The organism is Streptomyces mirabilis (assembly GCF_039503195.1).
GTDB lineage: Bacteria > Actinomycetota > Actinomycetes > Streptomycetales > Streptomycetaceae > Streptomyces > Streptomyces mirabilis_D.
Genome location: NZ_JBCJKP010000001.1, coordinates 811,501 through 834,205, shown reverse-complemented (window position 1 = coordinate 834,205; position 22,705 = coordinate 811,501). Strand labels below are relative to the sequence as shown.

The 22,705-nt window shown below is 69.6% G+C and carries 23 protein-coding genes; 10 read left to right on the top strand and 13 right to left on the bottom strand.

Going from position 1 to position 22,705, the window contains the following annotated elements; genetic code table 11:
- Positions 1-105: 105 nt before the first annotated feature.
- Positions 106-1,107 (bottom strand): zinc-dependent alcohol dehydrogenase family protein, encoded by a 1,002-nt coding sequence (locus AAFF41_RS04350; protein WP_319751960.1) that lies wholly within the window; start codon positions 1,105-1,107, stop codon positions 106-108.
- Positions 1,108-1,195: 88 nt separating this feature from the next.
- Complete coding sequence (locus tag AAFF41_RS04345; RefSeq protein WP_343323500.1) at positions 1,196-1,795, bottom strand: TetR/AcrR family transcriptional regulator; 600 nt, start codon at positions 1,793-1,795, stop codon at positions 1,196-1,198.
- A 190-nt stretch (positions 1,796-1,985) separates the two neighbouring features.
- On the opposite strand from AAFF41_RS04345, the gene AAFF41_RS04340 reads away from it, so the two are divergent.
- Complete coding sequence (locus tag AAFF41_RS04340) at positions 1,986-3,104, top strand: PP2C family protein-serine/threonine phosphatase (RefSeq protein ID WP_319751958.1); 1,119 nt, start codon at positions 1,986-1,988, stop codon at positions 3,102-3,104.
- Between the two features lie 629 nt (positions 3,105-3,733).
- Here AAFF41_RS04340 and AAFF41_RS04335 read toward each other — a convergent pair.
- Together AAFF41_RS04335 and AAFF41_RS04330 are read right to left on the bottom strand one after the other, a co-directional pair.
- On the bottom strand, positions 3,734-4,798 hold the full coding sequence (locus AAFF41_RS04335; protein ID WP_319751957.1) for an LLM class flavin-dependent oxidoreductase: 1,065 nt from the start codon (positions 4,796-4,798) through the stop codon (positions 3,734-3,736).
- A 113-nt stretch (positions 4,799-4,911) separates the two neighbouring features.
- Positions 4,912-5,472, bottom strand: coding sequence for an NADPH-dependent FMN reductase (locus AAFF41_RS04330; protein WP_343323499.1), 561 nt, complete (start codon positions 5,470-5,472; stop codon positions 4,912-4,914).
- 85 nt (positions 5,473-5,557) lie between these two features.
- Here AAFF41_RS04330 and AAFF41_RS04325 point away from each other — a divergent pair, with 85 nt between their 5' ends.
- Positions 5,558-6,019 carry a MarR family winged helix-turn-helix transcriptional regulator gene (locus AAFF41_RS04325; RefSeq protein WP_054233414.1) on the top strand — a complete coding sequence of 154 codons (462 nt, stop codon included), beginning with the start codon at positions 5,558-5,560 and terminating at the stop codon, positions 6,017-6,019.
- A 16-nt stretch (positions 6,020-6,035) separates the two neighbouring features.
- On the opposite strand, the gene AAFF41_RS04320 is transcribed toward AAFF41_RS04325, so the two are convergent.
- From AAFF41_RS04320 to AAFF41_RS04290, 7 genes are all read right to left on the bottom strand, one after another.
- Entirely contained in the window at positions 6,036-7,226 is a 1,191-nt protein-coding gene (locus AAFF41_RS04320; protein ID WP_319751956.1) for a thiolase family protein, read from the bottom strand.
- Between the two features lie 50 nt (positions 7,227-7,276).
- Positions 7,277-7,921 (bottom strand): CoA transferase subunit B, encoded by a 645-nt coding sequence (locus AAFF41_RS04315; RefSeq protein ID WP_343323498.1) that lies wholly within the window; start codon positions 7,919-7,921, stop codon positions 7,277-7,279.
- The gene (locus tag AAFF41_RS04310; RefSeq protein WP_319751954.1) at positions 7,921-8,703 is read right to left on the bottom strand and encodes a CoA transferase subunit A; all 783 of its coding nucleotides are present in this window, start codon (positions 8,701-8,703) and stop codon (positions 7,921-7,923) included. Before AAFF41_RS04310 ends, AAFF41_RS04315 begins: the two co-directional genes overlap by 1 nt.
- 117 nt (positions 8,704-8,820) lie before the next feature.
- On the bottom strand, positions 8,821-10,584 hold the full coding sequence (locus AAFF41_RS04305; RefSeq protein WP_319751953.1) for an FAD-dependent oxidoreductase: 1,764 nt from the start codon (positions 10,582-10,584) through the stop codon (positions 8,821-8,823).
- 14 nt (positions 10,585-10,598) lie between these two features.
- Entirely contained in the window at positions 10,599-12,590 is a 1,992-nt protein-coding gene (locus tag AAFF41_RS04300; RefSeq protein ID WP_343323497.1) for a maleylacetate reductase and hydroxyquinol 1,2-dioxygenase domain-containing protein, read from the bottom strand.
- Positions 12,591-12,794: 204 nt separating this feature from the next.
- Positions 12,795-13,670 carry an AraC family transcriptional regulator gene (locus AAFF41_RS04295; RefSeq protein ID WP_319751951.1) on the bottom strand — a complete coding sequence of 292 codons (876 nt, stop codon included), beginning with the start codon at positions 13,668-13,670 and terminating at the stop codon, positions 12,795-12,797.
- Positions 13,671-13,956: 286 nt separating this feature from the next.
- The gene (locus AAFF41_RS04290; RefSeq protein ID WP_319751950.1) at positions 13,957-14,529 is read right to left on the bottom strand and encodes an ester cyclase; all 573 of its coding nucleotides are present in this window, start codon (positions 14,527-14,529) and stop codon (positions 13,957-13,959) included.
- 158 nt (positions 14,530-14,687) lie between these two features.
- Between AAFF41_RS04290 and AAFF41_RS04285 the strand changes: the two genes are divergently transcribed.
- The 3 genes from AAFF41_RS04285 to AAFF41_RS04275 all read left to right on the top strand — a co-directional run bounded on the left by AAFF41_RS04285 (position 14,688) and on the right by AAFF41_RS04275 (position 16,207).
- On the top strand, positions 14,688-15,299 hold the full coding sequence (locus AAFF41_RS04285; protein WP_343323496.1) for a TetR/AcrR family transcriptional regulator: 612 nt from the start codon (positions 14,688-14,690) through the stop codon (positions 15,297-15,299).
- Between the two features lie 261 nt (positions 15,300-15,560).
- The gene (locus tag AAFF41_RS04280) at positions 15,561-16,013 is read left to right on the top strand and encodes an organic hydroperoxide resistance protein (RefSeq protein ID WP_343323495.1); all 453 of its coding nucleotides are present in this window, start codon (positions 15,561-15,563) and stop codon (positions 16,011-16,013) included.
- Positions 15,926-16,207 (top strand): SDR family oxidoreductase, encoded by a 282-nt coding sequence (locus AAFF41_RS04275; RefSeq protein ID WP_319751947.1) that lies wholly within the window; start codon positions 15,926-15,928, stop codon positions 16,205-16,207. The genes AAFF41_RS04280 and AAFF41_RS04275 overlap by 88 nt, the downstream gene beginning before the upstream one ends.
- A 50-nt stretch (positions 16,208-16,257) precedes the next feature.
- On the opposite strand, the gene AAFF41_RS04270 is transcribed toward AAFF41_RS04275, so the two are convergent.
- Positions 16,258-16,698 (bottom strand): MarR family winged helix-turn-helix transcriptional regulator, encoded by a 441-nt coding sequence (locus AAFF41_RS04270; protein WP_319751946.1) that lies wholly within the window; start codon positions 16,696-16,698, stop codon positions 16,258-16,260.
- A gap of 117 nt (positions 16,699-16,815) precedes the next feature.
- Here AAFF41_RS04270 and AAFF41_RS04265 point away from each other — a divergent pair, with 117 nt between their 5' ends.
- Both AAFF41_RS04265 and AAFF41_RS04260 read left to right on the top strand, forming a co-directional pair.
- Complete coding sequence (locus tag AAFF41_RS04265) at positions 16,816-17,652, top strand: SDR family NAD(P)-dependent oxidoreductase (RefSeq protein ID WP_343323494.1); 837 nt, start codon at positions 16,816-16,818, stop codon at positions 17,650-17,652.
- Positions 17,653-17,876: 224 nt separating this feature from the next.
- Complete coding sequence (locus AAFF41_RS04260) at positions 17,877-19,043, top strand: MBL fold metallo-hydrolase (protein WP_343323493.1); 1,167 nt, start codon at positions 17,877-17,879, stop codon at positions 19,041-19,043.
- Positions 19,044-19,221: 178 nt separating this feature from the next.
- Here AAFF41_RS04260 and AAFF41_RS04255 read toward each other — a convergent pair whose 3' ends face one another.
- The gene (locus AAFF41_RS04255; RefSeq protein WP_343323492.1) at positions 19,222-19,977 is read right to left on the bottom strand and encodes a helix-turn-helix domain-containing protein; all 756 of its coding nucleotides are present in this window, start codon (positions 19,975-19,977) and stop codon (positions 19,222-19,224) included.
- A 238-nt stretch (positions 19,978-20,215) separates the two neighbouring features.
- Between AAFF41_RS04255 and AAFF41_RS04250 the strand changes: the two genes are divergently transcribed.
- From AAFF41_RS04250 to AAFF41_RS04240, 3 genes are all read left to right on the top strand, one after another.
- Positions 20,216-20,881 carry a DUF4097 family beta strand repeat-containing protein gene (locus AAFF41_RS04250; RefSeq protein ID WP_319752021.1) on the top strand — a complete coding sequence of 222 codons (666 nt, stop codon included), beginning with the start codon at positions 20,216-20,218 and terminating at the stop codon, positions 20,879-20,881.
- A 33-nt stretch (positions 20,882-20,914) separates the two neighbouring features.
- Positions 20,915-21,745 carry an alpha/beta fold hydrolase gene (locus AAFF41_RS04245; RefSeq protein WP_343323491.1) on the top strand — a complete coding sequence of 277 codons (831 nt, stop codon included), beginning with the start codon at positions 20,915-20,917 and terminating at the stop codon, positions 21,743-21,745.
- Between the two features lie 438 nt (positions 21,746-22,183).
- Positions 22,184-22,675, top strand: coding sequence for a hypothetical protein (locus AAFF41_RS04240; RefSeq protein ID WP_343323490.1), 492 nt, complete (start codon positions 22,184-22,186; stop codon positions 22,673-22,675).
- Positions 22,676-22,705: the final 30 nt, after the last annotated feature.

Sequence of the window (22,705 nt, the reverse complement as noted above, 5' to 3'; positions counted from 1 at the left end):
GCACTCTCCCATCCTCACTCCCTTCCTTTCCGCATTCCTTTCCGCACGGTCGAGCGTTCGACGGGGAAGGTGCGCGAGCACTACAGGCGGAATACGGAGCGCGACTCACGGTCCGCCGGGAGTCTGGGCGATGTCCACCACGACCTTTCCTGCCGCGGTGCCCTGTTCGACCGCCGCGTGTGCGTCGGCGACGGAGTCGAGGGTGAAGGTGCGTGGGTCGAGCCGTGGCTTGAGGGAGCCCGCGTCGGCGAGGGCGGTGGCCTCGCGCATGATCTCGCCGTGGTGCGCGCAGTGGCTGCCGGTGAGCAATGGCATGAGGGTGAACACGCCGGAATAGGTGGCGCCCCGGAAGGAGAGGGGAGCGAGGGCGTGGGTGCCCCAACCGAGTGCGCTGACGACGTGGCCGGTGTACGTGCGCACGGCGGTGAAGGAGGCGTCGAGCACGGGACCGCCGACGGTGTCGAAGACGATGTCGAAGCCCTCGCCGCCGGTGTGTTTGCCGACGTACTCCGCCACGGACATCGCGGTGCGGTCGATGGGCGTGGCGCCGAGGCGCGCGACCGTCTCGGCGTGGGCGGGGGAGGTGGTGGCGTAGACGTCGGCGCCGTGGGCGCGGGCGATCTGGACGGCCACGTGTCCGATGCCGCCGGCTCCGCCGTGGATGAGGACCTTGTGTCCGGGACGGACTCGGGCCCGGTCGATCAGGCCCTCCCACGCGGTGATGAAGACCAGCGGCAGCGAGGCGGCCTCGCGCATGGACAGGGCGGCGGGTTTGACGGCCAGCAACCGGGCGTCGACCGCCGCGTACTGGGCGAGGGAGCCTTGGAGGTCGCCGACCCCGCCGGTGAGTCCGTAGACCTCGTCGCCGACTTCGATTCCGGTGACGTCGGCACCGACTTGCTCGACGACACCGGCGAGGTCGAGGCCGAGTACGGCAGGCAGGACGGTCCGGGCGTGTGCGGCCTTCCCCGCCCGGATCTTGATGTCGAGCGGGTTCACTCCGCTGGCCGCGATCTTCACCAGGACCTCGCCCCGGTCGGGGGTGGGCCGGGGGAGGTCTTTGAGGATCAGGGGTGCCCCGAACTGTTCGAGGATCGCTGCGCGCATGGCCCTGCCTTCCTTCCTGGAAGTTGTTCGTCAGTACGGAGCCGGAGGCGTGGGGCGTCTCACGGTCACGGGTGTGCCCGGTGGCCGGTCACGGGAGGTCGTCGGTCATGTCACGGCGGGTGTGGTCGGCGAGGAGGCGCCGGGCCGCGGATCTGGCCTGATCCACCACCGCGCGGTCCTGGAGCAGACGTCCGGACGCGAGGGCGCCGTCGATCAGGAGGCCGAGGTGACGGGCGAGGGAGTCGGGGTCGACGGCGCCCGCCTCTGTGCTGAGCCGTGTCAGCCAGGTGTGACGTCGTTCGGTGTGCTGCACGGTGATGGCCCGGGCCTCGGAGTCGAGCGCGGTCTCGACGGCGGCACTGACGAAAGGGCAACCGAAGAAGCCGTGCCGGTCGAAGGCGTCGGCCAGTGCGTCGAAGAGCCCGGTGATCCGGGCCGCCGCGTCGCCGCCCGCCCGCTCGGCGGCCGCCTCCAGTTGCGCGCGCCAGGATATGTCGGTTCTGCGCAGGTAGGCCGCGACCAGCTCGTCCTTGGAGCGGAAGTGGACGTAGAGGGTGGATTTCGCCACCCCTGAGGCGGCGATCACCTGGTCCACGCCGACGCCCCGCAGGCCGTTCGCGTAGAACAGCTCGGCCGCCGTGTCCAGGATCTTCTCGACCGTGTTCGTCCTTCTCGTGCGCGTCGCCATGTGCGGGCACCTCCCTTAATCGAACAGACTAGTCCGTTCGATTAAGGGAGGCAATGTCGGCCAACGAGATCGACACTCGTCGGCGCCGAACGTTTCGGACCGCTGTCCCGCCGTGCGTCTGAGGTCCGGAGTCTGGCCCCACCGCCTGGTGCCCCGCTCCATATCCACTTCGACCGATATGATGCGTTTTGTGATCACGTCCGGACGGCTGCGGCGCCGTCGTTCCCTCGGTGGTGGCTGGTGGGAAGCTGCCCCGCTGTCACCGGTGGTCCTCACCGTCCTCATCACCTGCCTGGCGTTCTCCACGCCGAGGGAGATCGCCGTCAGCCGACTCCTGCCTGCCGCCCCCGCCCTGGCCGCCGCGATGTGGCCCGTACTCCCCACGATCCTGCTGGGCACGTTCTGCCTGCTGGTCATGATCGGCCTCAGCTTCGTCTACACCGACCTGGGGACGCAGTACACCGCGGCTGCGATCGTCGCGGTCACCCTGGCGGCGGCCTACGCCAGCCATGTCCGACTTCAGCGGGAGGAGGTGCTCTTCCACATCCGCCTCGTCGCCGACGCGGCCCAGAAGGTACTGCTGCGCCCTCTGCCACGCCGCATGGACGACGTCGAGATCGAGTCGCTGTATCTGGCGGCTCAGCAACAGGCCAGGATCGGTGGTGACTTCTACGAAGCCGCCGCCACGCCGTACGGGGTCCGGCTGCTCATCGGCGACGTACGCGGCAAGGGCCTGTCCGCGGTGGGGGCGGCCTCGGCGGTGATCAGCTGCTTCAGGGAAGCCGCGTACGACGAGCCCGACCTGAGAGGTGTCATCCACCGTCTGGAGGTCAGCATCATCCGCTACAGCGCCGGGTTTCCGGCGCAGGACCTGCCGGAGCGCTTCGCCACCGCTCTCATCGCCGAGATCCCGCACGGCGGCGGCCACGTCAGACTTCTCAACTGTGGGCACCCTCCGCCGTTGCTCGCGCATCGCGGGAAGATCCGCGTCCTGGATCCCACCGCCCCCTCGCCGCCTCTCCACCTCGCGGCGCTCCTCGGAGACCACTACTGCGTCGACACCGTCGCCTTCACCCCGGGCGACCAGCTACTGCTCTACACCGACGGCGTAACGGAGACCCGAGGCCGCACCGGCGAGTTCTTCCCGCTCCCGGACTGGATGCGGCGGCAGGGCCCGCGGCCGCCGCGTGAGCTGCTCGACCGGCTTCACCAGGACCTGCTGCACTACAGCGGCGGCAGGCTCAACGACGACGTCGCGGCCCTCGCGGTGAGGTGCCCGAGTGCCCAGGCACCGGAGCACCCGGTGTAGGTGACCGGATGCCGTGGTCGGGGCCCGCGGTCGGATTCGCGGTGCGGCGCGGGCGGTGACGCGACGAAGTCGGCCAAGGCTCGTTGATCATCGCGTGAAGAACGTCGTCATGCGGCGGCAGTTGCACGTCCTGGCCACGGTTGCCGCCCTGACGCTGGGAGTCGTGGGCGCGGGAAGCGCACAGGCAGGCCCGGCGGGTCGGGGTTGTCCACTGCGTACCGCCCGGCTGAACGTCACGCGCGCCGGGGGCCGGCCGGTATGTGCATGACGGCCACCAAGGTCACGAACGCGGCCAGACTCCCGCACGCGAGACCGGGTCAGTCGGCCCAGTCGGGATCGGTGGGCGCGGACACCACGGCTCAGATGAGCCTGTCCGTGGACCATGCTGTCAGCTGGACGCATGGCCGGGAACGAAGGTTGCGGCGTCAGCGACGGGAAGGGGCGGTACCCGTCGGCCCTCCGTCGCGCACTCAGTGCGCGGGCCACGGATACCGCCCCGAAGGACACGGCTACGGCCGTGTCCGATGGGTCGCGTGCTCCCACAGTCGCGACCCTCCTGCAGCCGTGTCAGCCATCACGGGGGTGCAGGCGGCTTGGACGGCGACGCCGGTCGGCTTGGGTGGAACACCTCACGAGGCGATCAGCTCCCGCACCCGCGGGGCCACCTTGGTGCCGAAGAGCTCGATGGTCGTCATGAGCGTCTCGTGCGGCAGACCGTTCATCCCGTACTTGAGGTCGAAGCGGCTCGCGTCGAGCTCCCGGAGGGTGGTGACGATCTTCTGTGCCACGGTCTCCGGTGATCCGACGAACAGCCCGCCGCCGGGACCGACATCGTTCATGAAGTGCTCGAATGTCGGGACGCGGAATCCTCGCTGCCGGGCCATCATGCGGATGGTCTTCTCGTAGTACGGCCAGAACTCCTCCACCGCCTGCTCGTCGGTCGCGGCCACATGCCCCGGACTGTGCACGCCGACCGGCACATCGGGCCGGTCGAACTTCTCCAGTGCCTGGCGGAAGAGCTGCGAGAAGGGGGCGAAGCGCGCGGTCGGACCGCTGATGATCGCGAGCATCAGCGGGAATCCGTAGCGTGCTGCACGCACGACGGACTGAGGATTGCCGCCGACGCCGATCCAGGTGGGGATCGCTCCGGACTCGCTGTGCGGGTAGACGGGCTGGTTCGCCAGCGCCGGCCGGGTGCTGCCGGACCAGGAGACGGGCTTCTCCTTGCGCAGTTCGGCGAAGAGACCGACCTTCTCCTCGAAGAGGGTGTCGTAGTCGCCGAGGTCGTAGCCGAACAGCGGGAAGGACTCCGTGCTCGAGCCCCGGCCGAGAATCACCTCGGCACGGCCGTCGGACACGGCGTCGAGGGTCGCGTACCGCTGGTAGACCCGGACGGGGTCGTCCGAGCTGATGACGGTGACACCGGATCCCAGACGTATGCGCGACGTACGCGACGCGATCGCCCCGAGCACCACATCCGCCGCCGAGAGCGGCATCCAGTCGACGTGGTGCTCACCGATGGCGAAGTGGTCGAGTCCGACCTCATCGGCGAGGACACCCTCCGCCACCAGGTTGCGGATCGTCTCGCCGTGCGAGAGCGGTCGGCCCTGGGCGTCGTCGGTCACGTCGCCGAAGGTGTCCAGTCCAAGCGTGATCGGGTGCCCGCCCGCGGGGGAGGCAGCACGTTCTGACATCGGCGGATTTCTCTTTCCCGTAACGGTCGAAAGGGGGCTCAGGCCCCGCACCCCGCGCCGGTGTCGGACGCCGGTGCGGGGCATGGGTGGGCGGCGCCCCGTGATGCCGCGCGTCAGGCGGCGCGCAGCGGAGCGAGGGCGTTGCTCCATGCCACGACCTGGTCGAGGGTGGCGGTGACGGCGTCACGGTGGCTCTCGGCGGGCTTGAAGACGCTGAAGTTCTCGAAGTCGGTGAACAGGGAGAGCGCCACCTGGGAGCGGACGTCCGCCATCTGCAGTTCACCGGCGATCAGGCGCAGGTGCTCGACGGCGCGGACGCCCCCGGTGGAGCCGTAACTGACGAAGCCGACAGCCTTGTTGGCCCACTCGGCCGCCAGGAAGTCGATGGCGTTCTTCAGCGCGCCGGGCACCGAGTGGTTGTACTCGGGGGTCACGATGACGAAGCCGTCGAACGAGGCGATCTTCGCGGCCCACTGCTGCGTGTGCGGCTGGCTGTACTGGCCCATCGCCGGCGGAAAGGCCTCATCCAGCAGCGGCAGCTTGTAGTCCACCAGGTCGACGAGCTCGTACTGTGCGTCGGTGCGCCGCGTGGCCAGCTCGTGCACCCAGTGGGCGACGGCCTCGCCGTTGCGTCCGGGGCGCGTGCTGCCGAGGATGATGCCGATCCTTGTCATGGTGTGCACCTTCGCTTGTATGTGTGCTTGCTGTGTCAAGTAAATGTATGAGTGCTTGCCGTGTCAAGGAGATAGGGTGTGAGGCATGCCCTACGACGAACAGCCCCTGCGCCCCTTGGACCAGACCGAGGAATCACTCGTGCGCGCCCTGGCCCACGTCATGATGGCCCTGCCCCGACTGGTGGACGCGGACATGGTCGGCGACGGAGGGCTGCCCCTTTCCGAGTACACGCCGCTCATGTTCCTGTCCGAGGCGCCCCACCGCCGGATGCGGATGAGTGAGCTCGCCACCGCCTGCAATCTCTCGCTCAGCGGCATGACCCGTGTCGTCAACCGCCTCGAGAAGCAGGGATTCGTCCAACGAGCCAAGTGCCAGGAAGACCTGCGTGGTTGGAACGCCGTCCTCACCGACGACGGTCTCGCCCGTCTCCAGGAGGCCTGGCCCGCCCACCTGGCCAGCATCCGACGGCACGTCCTCGACAACCTCGCAGGTCATGACCTCGCGGCACTCACCGCCGCCCTCGAACGCGTGGCGACGACACCCTGACCCGCTGGCGGTCGCCTCAGCGCTCCAGGACCAGGGCCAGGGCCTGCCCGACTCCGATGCAGAGTGCGGCCAGGCCCGTGCCCGAGCCGGCTTCCGCGAGCTGATGGGCGACCGCTCCGGTGATGCGAGCGCCGGAGGCGCCGAGGGGATGCCCGATGGCGACGGCGCCGCCCTTCGGGTTGAGGATGCCGGAGTCGAGTTCCGGCAGGGCGGCGAGACAGCCCAACGCCTGGGCGGCGTATGCCTCGTTGAGTTCGACGGTGTGCAGGGCGTCGAAGGTGCGGCCCGCCTTCGCCAGGGCCTTGCGGATGGCGTCGACCGGGCCGAGGCCGAAGTACTGCGGCTCGATGCCCGTCACCGCACTGGCGCGGATTCTGGCCAGCGGCTCACGGCCCGTCTCGGCCAGCCCGGCCTCGTCGACCAGCAGCAGGGCAGCCGCGCCGTCGTTGAGAGGCGAGGCGTTGCCGGCCGTGACCGTGCCGCCCGCACGGAAGACCGGCTTGAGGCGGGCCAGCGCTTCGAGTGAGGTGTCGTCCCGGATCCCCTCGTCGCGGGGCAGGTCCACACTCTCGACGGGGACCACCTCGGCGTCGTACGCACCCACCTTCCACGCCCGGGCGGCCTTCTCGTGACTGGCGAGCGCGAAGGCGTCCTGGGCCTCGCGGGTGATGCCGTACTTGTCGGCGATCAGCTCGGCGCTCTCGCCGAGCGGGATGGTCCACGCCTCGGGCATCCGCGGGTTGACCATCCGCCAGCCGAGGGTGGTGGAGTACAGCTCCTGGTTGCCGACCGGGAAGGCCCGCCCCGGTTTGGGCAGGACCCACGGGGCGCGGCTCATGGACTCCACTCCGCCGGCCACGGCGACGGAGGCGTCGCCGAGCGCCACCGCGCGGGCGGCCTGGATGACCGCCTCCATCCCCGAGCCGCACAGCCGGTTGACGGTGGTTCCGGGGACCGTCACGGGAAGACCGGCCAGCAGCGCGGCCATACGGGCGACGTCCCGGTTGTCCTCCCCGGCACCGTTGGCGTTTCCGAAGAACACGTCACCGATGAGGGACGGGTCCAGGGCGGGACTGCGGCGGAGCAGTTCACGTACGACTCCGGCGGCGAGGTCGTCGGGGCGCACGGCGGACAGGGCACCGCCGTAGCGGCCGATCGGGGTGCGGACGGCGTCGACGACGTAGACGTCCCGCAGGCGCTCGTTCATCGGGACTCCTTGTGGTGGGGGGAGTTGGGCAGGGGAGGGCTGAAGCGGGGTCAGCCGACGGCGTCCGGCACGCGCACGGGCGCGGCGGTACGGCTGACGACCTCGTCCGTGCTGACGCCGGGAGCGGTCTCCACGAGGACGAGTCCGTCCTCGGTGACGTCCAGCACGCCGAGGTCGGTGATGACGCGGTCGACGCAGGCCACGCCGGTGAGGGGCAGGGAGCACACGTCGACGAGCTTCGGACTGCCGTCCTTGGCGCAGTGGTCCATGACGACGACGACTCGGCGGGCGCCGTGGATGAGGTCCATCGCACCGCCCATGCCCTTCACCATCTTGCCCGGGATCATCCAGTTGGCGAGGTCTCCGGTGGCGGAGACCTGCATGGCTCCCAGAATGGCGGTGTCGATGTGACCGCCCCTGATCATTCCGAAGGACAACGCGGAGTCGAAGAAACTCGCACCCGGCAGTACGGTGACCGTCTCCTTGCCGGCGTTGATCAGGTCGGGGTCCACGTCCTCCTCGGCCGGGTACGGCCCGACACCGAGGACGCCGTTCTCCGACTGGAGCACCACGTGCACTCCTTCGGCCACGTGCTCGGGCACCAGCGTGGGCAGTCCGATGCCGAGGTTGACGTAGTCGCCGTCCTGGATCTCCGCCGCCGCGCGTGCGGCCATCTCGTTCCTGGTCCATGGCATCAGTGCCGCACCGTCCCTCGTGCCGACGGCGCGGAGACAGTGCGCCGTTCGATGTGCTTGTCCGCGGCCTGTTCCGGCGTCAGTTCCACCACACGCTGGACGAAGACGCCGGGGAGATGGATCTCGTCCGGGTCGAGCTCGCCGGGCTCGGCCAACCGCTCGACCTCGGCGATCGTGACGCGGCCGGCCATCGCGGCGAGCGGGTTGAAGTTACGGGCCGAGCGGTGGAAGACGAGGTTGCCGTGGCGGTCGCCCCTGGCCGCCCGCACCAGTGCGAAGTCGGTGGTGATGCCGTGCTCGAGCACATGACGCCGGCCGTCGAACTCGCGTACCTCCTTGGGCGGTGAGGTGACGGCCACGGTGCCGTCGGGGGCGTAGCGCCAGGGCAGGCCGCCCTCGGCGACCTGGGTACCGACACCGGCGGGCGTGAAGAAGGCGGGGATGCCGCATCCGCCGGCGCGCAGGCGCTCGGCGAGCGTGCCCTGCGGCGTCAGTTCGACCAGCAGTTCACCGGAGAGGTACTGGCGGGCGAACTCCTTGTTGTCGCCGACGTACGAGCCGGTGACGCGGGCTATGCGTCCGGCGGCGAGCAGGATGCCCAGGCCGCCGCCGTCCACGCCACAGTTGTTGGAGACCACGCTCAGCCCGGTCACGCCGGTCGTGTACAGCGCGTGGATCAGCACGTCGGGGACGCCGCTGAGGCCGAAGCCGCCCACGGCCAGGGACGCTCCGTCCACGACGCCTGCCAGTGCCTCCTCGGCCGTGGCAACCACCTTGTCCATGTGCACTGCGCTCCGTTCCGGTCCGGCAGACTCGCCCCGAGCGGTGTCTGCCTCTGTTCGGGTTTCCGTGTGGGGGGTGTGAGTGTGTGGCTGTACGCGGGTGTCGCGTCGTGGTGGTCAACGGTGCAGTACGGTCCTCAGGGCTTCGAGCAGCTCGCCGTACGCCGCGGAGTCGGCGTCCGGCGCCGAGGAGGCCCGCCAGGCGATGTGTCCGTCCGGGCGGACGAGCAGGCACCCGTCCTCGGCCACCTCCGATGTCCGGCGCCACTCGCCGTAGGCGTCGCGGCTGTCCTCGGCGCCGATGCGGACGCACTTCAGGGGAATCCCCAGGGCCTCGGCGCAGTCGGCCGCGGCCGACTCCCACACGCCCCCGGACAGGCCGGTGATCAGCGTGAGTGTTCCCTTGCCGACGACGTCCAGCGTGGACAGGCGGTGGCCGTTGCCGTCGACGAGCCAGGCGTGCGGGAGTTTCGCGCCGGGGCGGGTCGTCGGCTGGTGGAAGAGCTCCGGATCCCGGGTCCATTCCTCGGCGGCGCCGGTGTCCTGGACGACAGCGGAGGAGTCGTAGCGCTGGTTCATCTCGACGCCATGGGCGTTGAACTCGTAGTTCTTCAACTGAATGGCCTCTTCCAGCGCCTGCCGTCGCTTGGTGCCCTCGGCCGTCCCGCTGCGGCACGCGGCGAGACCGTCGACGATGTCCTCCTCCTCGCTGTACTCGTCGAGTCCCAGCGCCTGGAAGATCGGGCCGAACTGGTCACGGCTGAGGTTGGCGCGATCGACGATCTGCCGGCCGACCGGTGCCCGCTCCGCGGTGTACGTGTCGAGGAGCCCCGGGCCGGCCTGACCGCGGATGACCATGGCGAGCTTCCAGGCGAGGTTGTACGAGTCCTGGATCGAGGTGTTGGAACCGAGGCCGTTGGACGGCGGGTGCCGGTGCACCGCGTCCCCGGCGCAGAAGACCCGCCCGGCCGAATACGTCGTCGCATAGCTGTGGTTGACCGTCCACAGCGAGCTCGACGTGATCTCGACGGGAATGTCGCGGTCGCCGATGAGGTCGTGGACGATGTCACGGGCGGTCGCCTCGTCCATGTGCGGCGGGGGCTGGTCGATGTCGTATCCCCACACCAGCAGCCATTCGTTCCACGGCCGCACCATGCGCACCAGCCCCATGCCGATGCCGCCCATGTGGGCGCCGGGACGCATCACCCAGTACAGAACGCTCGGGCGGTGGGCCACGTGCCGGGACAGGTCGGCCTTGAAGACGATGTTCATGCTGCCGGCCTTGCCGCTCTGCCCGGCGATCGGAAGTCCGATCTGCTCCGCGACGCCGCTGCGACCGCCGTCCGCACCGATCAGGTAGCGGGCTCGCACGGTGAACTCGTCTCCGCGCACCCGGTCCCGGAGCCGGGCGGTGACGCCGTCGGCGTCCTGTTCCAGGCTGAGGAACTCGGTGTCGAAACGGATCTTGGCTCCCCGCGCCGCGGCGTTCTTCACCAGGATCGGTTCCAGGAAGGTCTGCGGAAGGTCGATCATCTGCGCGGGGCTGGCGGCACCGTACTCGGTCGCCGCGTGCGGGCCGGTGCCCCAGCTGCGGATGCGGCCGATCTCCTCGCCGGCCAGGGCGGTGCACAGAACGGTGTCGCCCATGAGTTCGGCGGGGCTCCCGGCCGCGGCGGCCTCGCCGTCCACGCCGAGGTCGCGCAGTACCTCCATGGTGCGCTGGTTGGTGATGTGCGCACGGGGGGTGTCGGCCAGCCAGCCGTACTTGGTGACGAGCAGGGTGCGAATGCCGTACGTGGCCAGGAGCAGGGCCGCGGATCCACCGGCGGGGCCACTGCCGACCACGAGGACGTCGGTGTCGTAGGTGTGGGTCGAGTCCATGAGACTGCTCCAGGTCAGTGTGCGGGGCCGTCGGCCAGGCGGGCGATGCGGAAGGTGAACTGCAGGCTGCGCCACTCCCCGTCGACGGCACGGCCGTCCGGGGTCGGTCCGACCTGGGGGGTGAAATCCACGATCAGGCCCTCCTTGACGCCGAACACGGTGTCGGAGTCGATGTAGTGGCCGCCCTTCACGAACAGCTGGGTGACCAGCCGCTGGTGGCCGGTGGCGGAGATCATGAAGTGCAGGTGGGGCGCACGGTAGGGATGACGTTCGACGGCCTGGAGCAGCTGTCCCACCGGTCCGTCGTCCGGGATCGGGTACTCGGCCGGCAGGGTCGTCCAGAAGCGCAGGCGTCCCTGCTCGTCGGTGCGCAGGCGGCCCCGCAGCACCGGGCCGTCCAACTCGGGCAACTGGACGTCGTAGAAACCGTCCTTGTTGGCCTGCCAGACGTCCGTGACGGCATCCGGCACGGGCCGTCCGTCCGTGTCGGTGATGAGGATGTCGGCCCACAGGGGAGTGCCGGCCACCCCCTGCGAGATGTCGCCGCCCTGTGCGGTTTCCGGCGGTCCGTCCGTGTAGAAGGGGCCGAGGACCGCTGACGGTGTGGTCTGCGGGGTGCGTGAGTGGGTGAGCAGGTCGACGATGCTGGAGACACCGAGTGTGTCGGACAGCAGCACGAACTCCTGGCGGGTGCTGGTGGAGATCTGTCCGGTACGGGTCAGGAAGTCGATGGCCTGCTCCCACTCGGATTGGGTGACGTCATTGCTCGTCACGAAGTGGTGCAGGTGCCGCACCAGGTCGCTGAGCAGCTGCCTGCCCCGCGGATCGGGTGCGTCCGCGAAGCTCTCCACCACCTGGGCGGTCAGGCGCTCCACGTCCGCCGCCACTCCGTGCGCCGCGGGGGCAGCCAGTCCAGGGGTTCGCGGAGCAGGAGTCGGCGCCGCGGGAACCGTCGGACGGCGGCCCCGCCAGGCGTCGCGCAACAGGCTCTCGATTCCCGTGGGCGTCAGCTCACGGGGGTTGGGGTACGGCGTGGCGACCGCCAGCCGCGCGGCACGCGGCAGATCCGCCTCCGCCATGCCCTGCTCGCGCAGCGAGGTGGGGCCCCCGAGCGAGGTGATCAGGTCGAACATCCCGCTCGGAGCGTCCGGCACGCCGAGTGCGCCGGCGATGCGGCTCATGGCGTCCCGAGCGGCCGGGGCGTTGTAGGCCATCGCGTGCGGCAGGATCACGGTGTGCGTCGCGGCGTGCGGCAAGTCGAACGCGCCCCCCAGCGTGTGGCACAGCTTGTGATGCAGGCCCATGCCGACGGAGCCGAGGCAGGTACCGGCCAGCCACGCGGCACGCAGGAGGTCGGCGCGTGCGGCGGTGTCGGACGGCTCGGCCACGAGAGCCGGCAGGGCGCGGGCGCTCAGCGCGATCGCATCGAGCGCCATGGCGTCGATGACGGGGTTCGCCTGTGGCGCGTACAGGGCTTCCACGGCGTGTGCCATGGCGTTGACCGCGCTGGTGACCGACAGGCCCACCGGCAGGCCGAGAGTGAACTCGACGTCGTAGACGACGGTCTCGGGCAGGATCGCGGGCGAGGCCACCGTGGTCTTGCGTCCGTTCTGTGTCTCTCCGAGGACGGGGGTGACTTCCGAACCCGCGTAGGTGGTGGGAAGGATCAGCTGCGGCACATCGGTGCGGAGCGCGAGTGCCTTGGCCAGCCCCGTGGTGGAACCGCCGCCGACGGCCACCAGGCAGTCGGCGGAGTGTTCCCGAAGGACGTCGAGGGCCCGCTCGGTCACCTCGACCGGAGTGTGCATGGTGGCACCGTCGAACTCGGCCACGACGACGTCACCGAGGACGTCACGGACCCGTGCGGCGGCCTTGGCCACCGACGGAGTGGACAGGAGGAGGACTCGGGAACAGCCGAGTCGCTCGACCTCCTCGCGGACCTGGCCGACCGTTCCGGTGCCGAAGACGATCCGCGAGGGATGGGAGGTGTACACGAAATTCCTCATGGGGGTCCGCCTTCGCGTTGCCGTGGGTCCCTGAATTTCTGACACCGAGTGTGGGGACGGCGGGCCCTCGGACTCCTGCACGTTTCGAGCGTGTTTCTGCAGGATCGGCGCGGTGCGGTGGCTCTGGCGGGGGCGCGGGGCGGATGCGATGCCTGTGGTGCGCCGGAGGAAAGGTGGGGGTGGGGCAGGCCGCGGAACGCTGCGTCAGCGCGCGCGTCGGACCGCGGCGGGGGTCGTGCCGAGCTTGGCGCGCATCACGCGCGTCAGGTGTTCCTGGTGGGAGAAACCGCAGTGGACGGCCACGTCGGGGATGGGCAGGACCGTGGTGCGCAGCATCCGGCGTGCGTGGTCCAGCCGCAGTTGCAACAGGAACTGGTGCGGAGACTTTCCGGTGCTGGTCCTGAACTGCCGACTGAACTGGCTGGCACTCAGCCCGGTGGCCGCGGCCAGATCGGAGACGCGCAGCGGATCGGAGATGTGCTGCTCCATCAACTCCCGTGCGGACACGAGCTGCTGAGAGGTCAGCCCCGACATCGCGCCGGCCGGGGCCGCGGGCCGACCGGCCGTGTGCGCGTGGGCGAGCTGGGCGGCGAGCATGCCGACGAGGTGATCGACGTAGGTGCGCGCGGAGGGCTCCCACTGCCGCACGACGCCGTCCAGAGTCAGCATGACCTGCTCGATCAGGGGATCCGAGCTGCCCAGTTCCTCGGCGAGTTCCACCGCCTCACGGCCGCCGTGCGCTTCCTGGAGGGCCGAGTCGCTGAGATAGAGGTGGACGGTGTCGAGGCCCCCCTGGAGTTCGACATCCAGCGCGCGGCCTGCCGGGTGGACGAAGAGTCCCCCTGCCGGGATCCGCTGGGCCCGCATCGACCGGCCGGACCGGCGTCGGACGGTCACCGGGCCACTGAGGTGAAGGATCAGCAGATGAGTGGGGGCACCGTCGAAGGTCGAGTGGTACGGCGTTTCCCGCTGGGTGGACAGATACGCGTGCTCCCAGCCCAGACCCGAGCTCGTCCGGTCCGGGGCGACCCATGCCTGGCGCAGGATGCCAGCGGTGTCGAGGAGCCCCAGCTCAGACATAGTTCCATCCCCGATCTCGGCGGTGGTGCCCATGCGAGCCTCCCATACGGTCGGCGATCAGGTCCATATTGTTGAGTGCTAAATCATTGTCGGATATTCCCGCCGAGGGGAGGGGGCGAATCGGTCGGCGGGACGCCGACGAATGGCCGGGTCGGTCGGGCAGGCCGGGGCCGGAACGCACGGTCGTCGCGTGGTCGCGTGAACGTTGTCCCTGTAGTCCCGGCGGCGCCTGGCCTGCCGGGACGTCTAGGAGGCTTTCGGTTCAGCGACCCAGCGGTTCAGTGGCTCAGCGGCTCGGTCTTGGGGTGCCCTGCGAGCGGTCGGCCGCCTCGACGGCTTTCGCCGTGACGTCGGTCGCGGCGCGCGTGGCCCTTCCGGTCACTCGCCAGGCGACCATGCGCAGCGCGGTGGCCGGAGCGGGCGGGAAGACGCCGAGCTGGCCGAGCATGGTCATGTCGTCGCGCACCGCCTCGTGTCCGACCACCTGGCCGTCGCGGAGTTCGAGCACGTGGATCTGTTCGAAGTCGATGTCACGCCCGGTGGGGGGTATGGCCTGGTCGAGAGCGCCGTCACGGAAGCGGACGAAGGGACCTGTGTGGCGGCCCTGCATGCGAAGCCGTATCCAGACCTGCTCGTCGTTGCGGGCGATGGCGAGAACGGGGAAGGTCAGGCCGCTGAAGGCGAAGCGCATCCACGCGCCCGAGGCAAGGACTCCCGCCGGTCCGGGCAGTGCACAGGCCGTGGGCGACACGGCTGCCTCGCGATTGTGGAAGTCCTCGTGCACCACCTCGGCGGCCAGTGCCGGATCGCCTGTCTCGAGGACTCGGAAGAGTCCGTGGGCCAGGTCCGTGGCATCCATGCCCATTGCGTTGATCCCTTTCGACGGGTGTGTGATCCGAGGGGTGACGCCGACCGAGGGGGACGGGCGGTGCGGTCGTAGCCGGGGTCGAGCGCGAGGCCGACCGGCGATATTGAGGTTATAGCACGCCTAATGAATTCACGCCTTAGGATGACGCCATGCCGTCCAAGCGCCGCTACGTCTCTCCGCTGCGCGATCAGGCCGCCGCACGGACGCAGGCGCTGATCCTGGGTCAGGCCACGGAACTGTTCGCCGAGCACGGCTACGGTCGCGTGACCGTCGCCGACATCGCCTCAGCGGCCGGCGTCGCCTCGAAGACCGTCTTCGCGAGTGTCGGGAGCAAGAGCGACATCCTGAACCGGATCGTCGACCAGGGTGTGATCGCTTCTGGTTACGAGCAGGCCATGGAGGACCTGCTCGCCCTGCGGACGCCGGAGTCGGTCCTGAAAGCCCTGGCCCACGGCACGCGGATGGGCAACGAGGGGCAGTTCGCCGTGCATGAAGCGATCCGCAAGGCGCTGCCCGTGCATGAGAACGGCGAGGCCCTGTGGGAGCGCGCGACCGCGGCGTACCGGGACGCGCTCCGCGCGACCGCCCAGCACCTGCACCACCTGAGTCCGCCGCCCTCCCACTCGGTGAAGGAGACGGCCGACCTTCTCTGGTACTGGTTCGGTCCCACCGGCTGGCGCACGCTCGTGGTGGAGAACGGCTGGTCATGGGAGCGCGCCGAGGAAGTCCTCTACCGCACTTCGGTCGCCACCCTTCGCTGACACCGTTCGCCGAAATCCGCCGGCACGACAACGCTGGTCCGGACGCCATTCGACAGCTCCACACGTGCTCAGGACTCACTCCAGCGGCTGAAGCTGCGCCACGCACCGCGAATGCCGCATCGCTCTCTACGGCCGTCCGAAGAACCGAAGACGGTTGTGGCCGAAGAGGGCAGGGCCTTCGAAACGGATGGGTTCCTCGGGGTGCGAGAAAGGTCCCGGCCGTGGGCCGGGGCGATCGGCGGGTCCGGAAGGGAGATCGAGATGGCACGAGTTCTCTACACGGCGGAGGCAACCGTGACCGGCGGCCGTGTCAGCGGCCACGGGCGCACCCATGACGGTGTCCTGGACGTCCAGCTCCGTGTGCCGAAGGAGATGGGCGGCGACGGGGGCGGCACGAACCCCGAACAGCTCTTCGCGGTGGGTTACGCGGCCTGCTTCGAGGGCGCACTCGGCGTGGTGGGCCGTCGCGAAAGGGCCGAAACCGGCGACGCTTCGATCGAGAGCCGTGTCAGCCTCCTGTCGACCGAGGATCGTGGGTTCGCACTCGCCGTGGAGCTCCACGTGACCCTGCCACAGATCTCGGATCCCGAGCAGGCGGCGCAGATCGTCGCGGCCGCACATCAGGTGTGTCCCTACTCGAACGCCACCCGGGGCAACATCGACGTCACCTTGACCGCCAACGGTCACCAGGTCGACTCGGGCGTCGGCGACTGAGTCGGCGCGGCCCAGGCCCGGCCCCCTCCCGGCCCACTCCCGGAGGGGAAGCGGCTCCTTCCGGGTCGGGCCGTCACAACGACAGGAGTGCTCCCGAGGGAGTCGCTGCGGCCGCCGTCTTCCTCGCATCCGACGAGAGCAGCTTCTGCGCAGGCATGGAACTGAGCGTCGACGGCGGCATGGCACAAGTCTGAGGCGGGAGCCCGTCGAACGGGAGCTCCCGACCCCGTCACGTCGCGGCAGGTCAGGCGGCTCCCGACAGGGCCGCCCGGAGGGCGTCGAGCAACTGGTCCAAGTTCCCCAGCTGGTCGGGGCCCATCGCCCCGAAGACCTCCCGCAACACCTGTTCCCCCGCCGCGGTCCCCGCGATGAGCGCCTTGGTGCCCTCCGGGGTGAGGCGCACCAGCTTGGAGCGCCCGTCATGAGGATCCGCCGTCCGCTCGACCAGTCCCTCACGCTCCAGGGCCTCGACGGACTGGGTGACCGACCGTGGGGCCTGGCCGAGCTCCTGCGCCAGGACCGACTGACGTACGGTGCCCCGACGGTCGAGCACCTGCAAGACCTTCGTACGGGCAAGGGAAAGACCGCCGGTGGTCATGCTGTCGTCGACCACTCTGCGCAGGTCGTACCCGAGCGACAGATACCGCAGTCCGACCTCTACGGGGGTCACCTTCCGACCACGCACGGCCTTCGCTCCTCGGGGCTCTGTCCGGGTTCTCTCTCCCGGCCCTGGACTGGTGAGGTACCTCAGCGAATGTTACGTTGATGAGGTACCTCAGTATCAACTCGAAGAGAGAACCGCATGGATCTGCGGCCCGTCATCGTCATGACCGGCGCGACGAACGGCATGGGCCGGCTCGCCGCTCTCGACCTGGCCCGCCGCGGTGCCCACCTCGGCATCGTCGCCCGCAGTCGACCGAAGGCCGATGCGCTGCGGGAAGAGATCGAACGGGCGGCGCCGGGGACCCCGATCGACGTCTTCCGGGCCGATCTGTCCCTGCTGGCCGAGGTCCGTCGGGCGGGCGAGGAGATCGCTGCGCGCTATCCGCGGATCGACGTGCTGATCAACAACGCGGGCCTGCATGCCTTCTCCCAGCGGGTCACTTCGGAGGGGTACGCCGAGATGACCGCCGTGAACTACCTCGCGCCGTGGGTGCTCACCGACGCCCTGCGTGACAGGCTCACCGCATCCGCACCCGCCCGGATCGTCACGGTCGCCTCCCGGGCCTCGCTGCGGGCCCACACCATCGACCCGTCGCTGGACCTGACCGACACCGCGGACTTCACGCGCATCGGGTCGAGCCCGCGCTACGGCCGGTCCAAGCTGATGGACATCATGTTCACGCAGGAACTCGGCCGCCGGCTCCACGGCACGGGCGTCGCGGTCACCTGCTGCTGTCCCGGCTTCAACGCCACCGGGCTGGGGCGTGAACTCCCTCTCGCCGGTGCCCTGGAAAGGGCCCTCACCGCGCTGGGCGTCGGCAACCCCCAGCACGGGGCCGACATCAGCTACTTCGCCGCCAGGACCGCAAAGCCCCTGCGGTGCCCTGAGATCGGGAGAGGTGAAGCGGTTCAGCGTGCGCTGTGGGAGGCCACGGCCGAGCTCGTCCACGACATCCGGCGGCCGCACGACGCCTGAACGTCCCGCCCGACGGGAGTGCTCCGGTCGGCGCATGGCCATGCCCAGAAAATGTAGACACTGGCGACATTGTTGTCGTTGACATCATTGTTTCCAGTGACTACATTCAGGGGCGCAGATCCTGCGGAAACCCCGAGGGCTGTTGGTCGAGGCGGCAGGTCGACAGTGAACCTTCCGTCTCCTCTCAGCCTCGGCCCACCCGGCTATCACTACGGAGACCTCTCATGCCTCTGCCGCGCCTCGGGCGGTTGCTTCGCCCCGCCGCCTTCGGCGGCATCCCCACCGGTGCACGACTGGAGCGTATGCAGGCATCTCCTCAGTACGCCGACGGCAGCTTCCGCAACCCGACCAACACCCTGACCATGGCCTCCGGCTCCGCGCTCGACTTGGCCCGGACGAACGTCCACCGTGCCGATCGCGTCCGTCGCAGGCCGGCCACGGCGATCCCTCTGCACCGACCGGCCGTCACGGGACCCGACGCGGCGCCGGAATCCGGTCTGCGCCTGACCTGGACGGGGCACTCCACCGTTCTCACCGAGATCGACGGCGCGAGGCTGCTGTTCGACCCGGTATGGGGCGAGCGTTGTTCACCGGTGGGCTTCGCGGGACCCCGACGACTCCACCCGGTCCCGCTGCCCCTTGAGGACCTCGGCCCCGTGGACGTGGTGGTGATCTCCCATGACCACTACGACCATCTGGACATGCCCACCATTCGCGCTCTCGTCGGCACGGGCGCCCAGTTCGCGGTCCCGCTGGGCGTGGGGGCGCACCTGGAGCGCTGGGGAGTCGCACCCGAACGGATCACGGAACTGGACTGGCACGAGTCGGCGCAGGTCGCAGGTCTGACACTGACTGCCACACCGGCGCGGCACTTCTGCGGACGGGCCGTGCACCGCCGCACGCTCTGGGCATCCTGGGTGGCGAGCGGTCCCAGGCACCAGGTCTTCCACAGTGGGGACACGGGTTACTTTCCCGGCTTCGCCGAAATCGGGGCGGCACACGGTCCGTTCGACGCGGTGATGATGCAGATCGGCGCCTACAGCGACTTCTGGCCGGACATCCACATGACACCGGAGGAGGGTCTCCGCGCCCACCTCGACCTGGGCGGAGGCGAGCCGCACGGCGTGCTGCTGCCGATCCACTGGGGCACCTTCAACCTGGCCCCGCATCCGTGGGAGGAGCCCGCCGAGCGCACGTACGCGGCCGCTGCTGAAGCACGTGCTCGGGTTGCCCTGCCGATACCGGGCCAACCCTTCGAACCTGGCGGCGAATTGCCTCAAGCCCCGTGGTGGCGCACGGTGGCAGCGCCCGCATCCGACGCGGCCTCGACCGTCTCCAAGGCTCGCCGCCCGGCGGGCGCTCGCCCCGCTCCGGCCCAGCAGCAGCCGTAACTCCGACACGCAACAGGGCCGCGAGCGGTGTCTCGCGGCCCTGTATCGACCTGCGTCGCGCGGTCGCCTGCGCGGAGATTTCCGCGCGCTGTCGCGGACGGCCGCCGTGGTGGAACCTCATGTTTCCCCGAGGAGGCAGCCGACTTCGTCTCATGGCTGTGACGCTCGAGAGGGTTGTCTATCCGTGGTCCGGACCTGGTGGGGCGGTGTCGCTCGAGGTCGCTTCGGGTTTGGTGTGGAGGACTTCGCGGGCCTGTTCGGCGGCGCGGGTGATGCTTTCGCTGATGAAGTCGAGGAAGCGGGCGATGTTCTCCAGGCGGGTGGCGGCGGGGGTGTGGGGGCCGAGGATGGCGACGCCTTGGCGTGCGGTTTCGACGAGTTGGTCGTTGGCTCGGGCGCTGGCGATCGTCGCCTGGTAGAAAAGTTCGTCGTCGACGACGTAGCGGTCGCGGCGGCGTTCGTCGCGTTCCCGGCGGACGAGGCTCTGGCTCTCCAGGAAGGCGATCGCCTTGGAGATGGACGCCGGGCTGACCTGGAGGCGCTGGGCGAGCTGGGACGCGGTGAGGCTGCCCGCGTCGGTGGTGAACAGGCAGGTCAGCACCCGGGCCGTCATCTTGGTCAGGCCCGAAGCCATGAGGACGGTGGTGAACGTCTCCTCGTACTCGGCCACGGCCTCGGCGTCACGTCCGTGCGGTTGGGTGACTGACTCCGGTCCTCGGGAGGAGGCGGGCCTGCGCCGGTGGGCGCGGCGTTCGGTGGCGCGGTGGGCCAGGTCGGCGCGGTAGGCGGTGGGGCCGCCGTTGCGCATCACCTCACGCGTGATCGTCGAGGTCGGGCGGTCGAGGCGTCGGGCGATCTCGGCGTAGGGGAGGCCGTCGGCCAGCCCCAGCGCGATCTGCTGGCGTTCCTGCTGGGTGAGCCTGCCTCCCGGCATCGCAATCTCCTCGGTGGTCCTTCGTGGCGGTCCCTGATCCCGCCACTGTAGCGTTCACATCTCACCCATTGCAATGAACGGGGCAGGTGCCGTTGCGTTACTCTCAAGACCGTTGCAACAGTTTCCTGAACTCTACCTGCGCAGATGTCAATCCGATGCAACAAGCTCGTTGTCTGACAGTGGAAAGCAACGTAGCGTTTCCGATGTCAGAAACAACGAGCGAGCACGGGAGAGCATGATGCAGAAGTTCGACACCCCCGCCCCGATCTCCGCCGTCCTGGACATTCCCGCCGGACGCGTCCAGTTCATCGCCGCGGACCGCGCCGACACCACCGTCGAGGTCCTCCCCGCCGACCCCTCCAAGAGCCGCGACACCAAGACCGCCGAACAGACAGAAGTCGCCTACGCCGACGGCGTCCTGCGGATCACGGCCTCGGCCTCCGACAACCAGCTCTTCGGCCCCTCCGGATCCCTGGAGGTCACCGTCCAACTGCCCGCCGGCTCCCGCATCGAGGCCAAGACCGCCAGCGCCGAGCTCCGCGGCGTCGGACGCCTCGGCGACGTCGCCTTCGAAGGCGCGTACCGCCAGATCAAGATCGACGAGGCCGCGAGTGTCCGTCTCACCGCGATCGACGGCGACGTCGAGGTCGGCCGGCTGGGCGGCTCCGCGGAGATCAGCACCGCAAGGGGCGACATCCGGATCACCGAGGCCGTACGCGGCACGGTCGTGCTCCGCACCCAGTCCGGCGACATCTCGGTCGGCGCCGCCGCCGGCGTCTCCGCCGCCCTGGACGCCGGCACCGGCCACGGCCGCGTCAGCAACGCCCTCAAGAACGACGGCACCGCCGAACTCGACATCCGCGCCACCACCTCCCGCGGCGACATCACCGCCCGCAGCCTCTGAACGAACTGAACCAGAACCAGCCAGGGGGAACACATGACGAAGAACAGCACGTCCTCGACGAGTTCGAACAGTTCGAAGTGGACCGGCATGGTGTCGGTCGACGATACGGCCCTGGCCGTCACCGACATGGGCGGACCCGGCATCCCCGTGGTCTACCTCAATGGCCAGTTCGCCACGCAGGGGTACTGGCGGCGCGTCATCGCCGAACTGGGCACGGGGTGGCGCCACATCACCTACGACGAGCGGGCCCGCGGCAGATCGAAGCGCTCGGCGGACTATTCCTTCGAAGCAGCCGTCCGGGACGTCGATGCCGTTCTCGCGGCCAGGGGTGTGGACCGGGCGCTGGTGGTGGGCTGGTCCTACGGGGCGGTCGTCGGGGCGCACTGGGCCGGCCGGAACCCGGAGCGTGCCCTGGGCGCGGTCCTGGTCGACGGCGCGTTTCCCTACGACTGGCTCGACGAGGCCATGGAACAGCGGATCCGGAAGCTGTTCCGGCGGATGGGCTGGTTCCTGCCGCTGCTGCGCCCGACGGGCCTGGCCCCGCGGATGACCGCCGAACAGCAGGCGAACAGCAACATCGAGCTCGGCAGGCTCTCCCGCGAGCGCGAACTGGGCCCCGTGCTGGACGACATCACCGTCCCGGTGCGGTACGTGGTCGCTTCGGGGACGTCCTTCGGAAGCCGCGGTGACGAGCAGGAACGGATACGCACCGGCCTCGACGCGGTGACCGCCCGCAACCCGAACATCCAGATCAGTGCGAAGGTCGCCGGCAACCACGGCGCGATCCTCAAGAAGGACTTCCCGTCCATCGCCGAGGCCGTACGCGAGGTCGCCACCCTCGACCGCGCGGGGCGGACGGGGTGAAGCTGTAGCGGCCGAGCACGTCGAGGGGGTCACGGAAGCGCGCGGAGAAGCGCCGGCGAACTTCCCGTACGCCTAGGCCTGTTCATCAGTGGTGCCGGTCCGGGCCCCTTGGGCGCGGACCGGCACACGCGGGTCGATCGATCCCGTCAGTGGCCGTGGCCGCCACCGCGGTGGACGCTGTCGTGGTGGTCGCCGTCGCGGCCGACGATCGTCCACGGACGCATCAGGTCGGTGATGTACATCTTCGACATGAAGCGCATCCTCCAGGCGACCGTCAACAGTTCCGCGGTCGGCAAGGTGAGTGGCGGGTGGTCGGCGGACGGCTACCAGTACGTGATGCCGGCCGTCGGCTTCTACAGCCTCGCCTGAGGAGCCTGCAGTTCGACCAACGACGACTCCCGGCCGTGCTTCGGCTCCATCTCGCTGGACCGCAGCAGCGTGCCGGACAGCCTGGTCGCCACCGAGTGGTTCTCCTCCGGCGGCACGGAGCCGGCCCGCATCTGGCGGTACGACTTCAGCTCCGAGCCCGGCTACCTCGCCACGGACAGCAGCAGCCACGTGAACGCCTCGGCGGCGTACGAGACGAACGCCGTCGGGCTGCAGGGCGTGCTGTCGCACAGCGTCACCAGCGGTGGCACTCCGAACTTCTACGTCGACGACGCGCGCAGCGGTGTCGGCCAGCACGGCATCCTGTGGCGGCAGAACACCAGCGGAGCCACGGCGGCAGCCAACTGCGGGCAGGACATCGTGTACGCCTGCTGGGGCCAGCACACCGAGAGCATGTCCTACTGGTGGAGTACGGGCCGGGTGTGGACGCTCACCGAATGGGCGGCCGACAGCACAGGGCACTGGACAGGAACCGACCATGCGATTCCGCAACGGGTGCTGTTCTCCGTACCGTTGTCCTCGATAGACAGCTCACTCAACTGACCGCTGTGCCCCGGGCCAGAGATTCCCGGG

Coding starts and splice junctions, on each gene's coding strand:
- AAFF41_RS04350 (WP_319751960.1), bottom strand. CDS start 1,107: ATGCGCGCAGCGATCCTCGAACAGTTCGGGGCACCCCTGATCCTCAAA.
- AAFF41_RS04345 (WP_343323500.1), bottom strand. CDS start 1,795: ATGGCGACGCGCACGAGAAGGACGAACACGGTCGAGAAGATCCTGGAC.
- AAFF41_RS04335 (WP_319751957.1), bottom strand. CDS start 4,798: ATGTCAGAACGTGCTGCCTCCCCCGCGGGCGGGCACCCGATCACGCTT.
- AAFF41_RS04330 (WP_343323499.1), bottom strand. CDS start 5,472: ATGACAAGGATCGGCATCATCCTCGGCAGCACGCGCCCCGGACGCAAC.
- AAFF41_RS04325 (WP_054233414.1), top strand. CDS start 5,558: ATGCCCTACGACGAACAGCCCCTGCGCCCCTTGGACCAGACCGAGGAA.
- AAFF41_RS04320 (WP_319751956.1), bottom strand. CDS start 7,226: ATGAACGAGCGCCTGCGGGACGTCTACGTCGTCGACGCCGTCCGCACC.
- AAFF41_RS04315 (WP_343323498.1), bottom strand. CDS start 7,921: ATGCCATGGACCAGGAACGAGATGGCCGCACGCGCGGCGGCGGAGATC.
- AAFF41_RS04310 (WP_319751954.1), bottom strand. CDS start 8,703: ATGGACAAGGTGGTTGCCACGGCCGAGGAGGCACTGGCAGGCGTCGTG.
- AAFF41_RS04305 (WP_319751953.1), bottom strand. CDS start 10,584: ATGGACTCGACCCACACCTACGACACCGACGTCCTCGTGGTCGGCAGT.
- AAFF41_RS04300 (WP_343323497.1), bottom strand. CDS start 12,590: ATGAGGAATTTCGTGTACACCTCCCATCCCTCGCGGATCGTCTTCGGC.
- AAFF41_RS04295 (WP_319751951.1), bottom strand. CDS start 13,670: ATGTCTGAGCTGGGGCTCCTCGACACCGCTGGCATCCTGCGCCAGGCA.
- AAFF41_RS04290 (WP_319751950.1), bottom strand. CDS start 14,529: ATGGATGCCACGGACCTGGCCCACGGACTCTTCCGAGTCCTCGAGACA.
- AAFF41_RS04285 (WP_343323496.1), top strand. CDS start 14,688: ATGCCGTCCAAGCGCCGCTACGTCTCTCCGCTGCGCGATCAGGCCGCC.
- AAFF41_RS04280 (WP_343323495.1), top strand. CDS start 15,561: ATGGCACGAGTTCTCTACACGGCGGAGGCAACCGTGACCGGCGGCCGT.
- AAFF41_RS04265 (WP_343323494.1), top strand. CDS start 16,816: ATGGATCTGCGGCCCGTCATCGTCATGACCGGCGCGACGAACGGCATG.
- AAFF41_RS04260 (WP_343323493.1), top strand. CDS start 17,877: ATGCCTCTGCCGCGCCTCGGGCGGTTGCTTCGCCCCGCCGCCTTCGGC.
- AAFF41_RS04255 (WP_343323492.1), bottom strand. CDS start 19,977: ATGCCGGGAGGCAGGCTCACCCAGCAGGAACGCCAGCAGATCGCGCTG.
- AAFF41_RS04250 (WP_319752021.1), top strand. CDS start 20,216: ATGCAGAAGTTCGACACCCCCGCCCCGATCTCCGCCGTCCTGGACATT.
- AAFF41_RS04245 (WP_343323491.1), top strand. CDS start 20,915: ATGACGAAGAACAGCACGTCCTCGACGAGTTCGAACAGTTCGAAGTGG.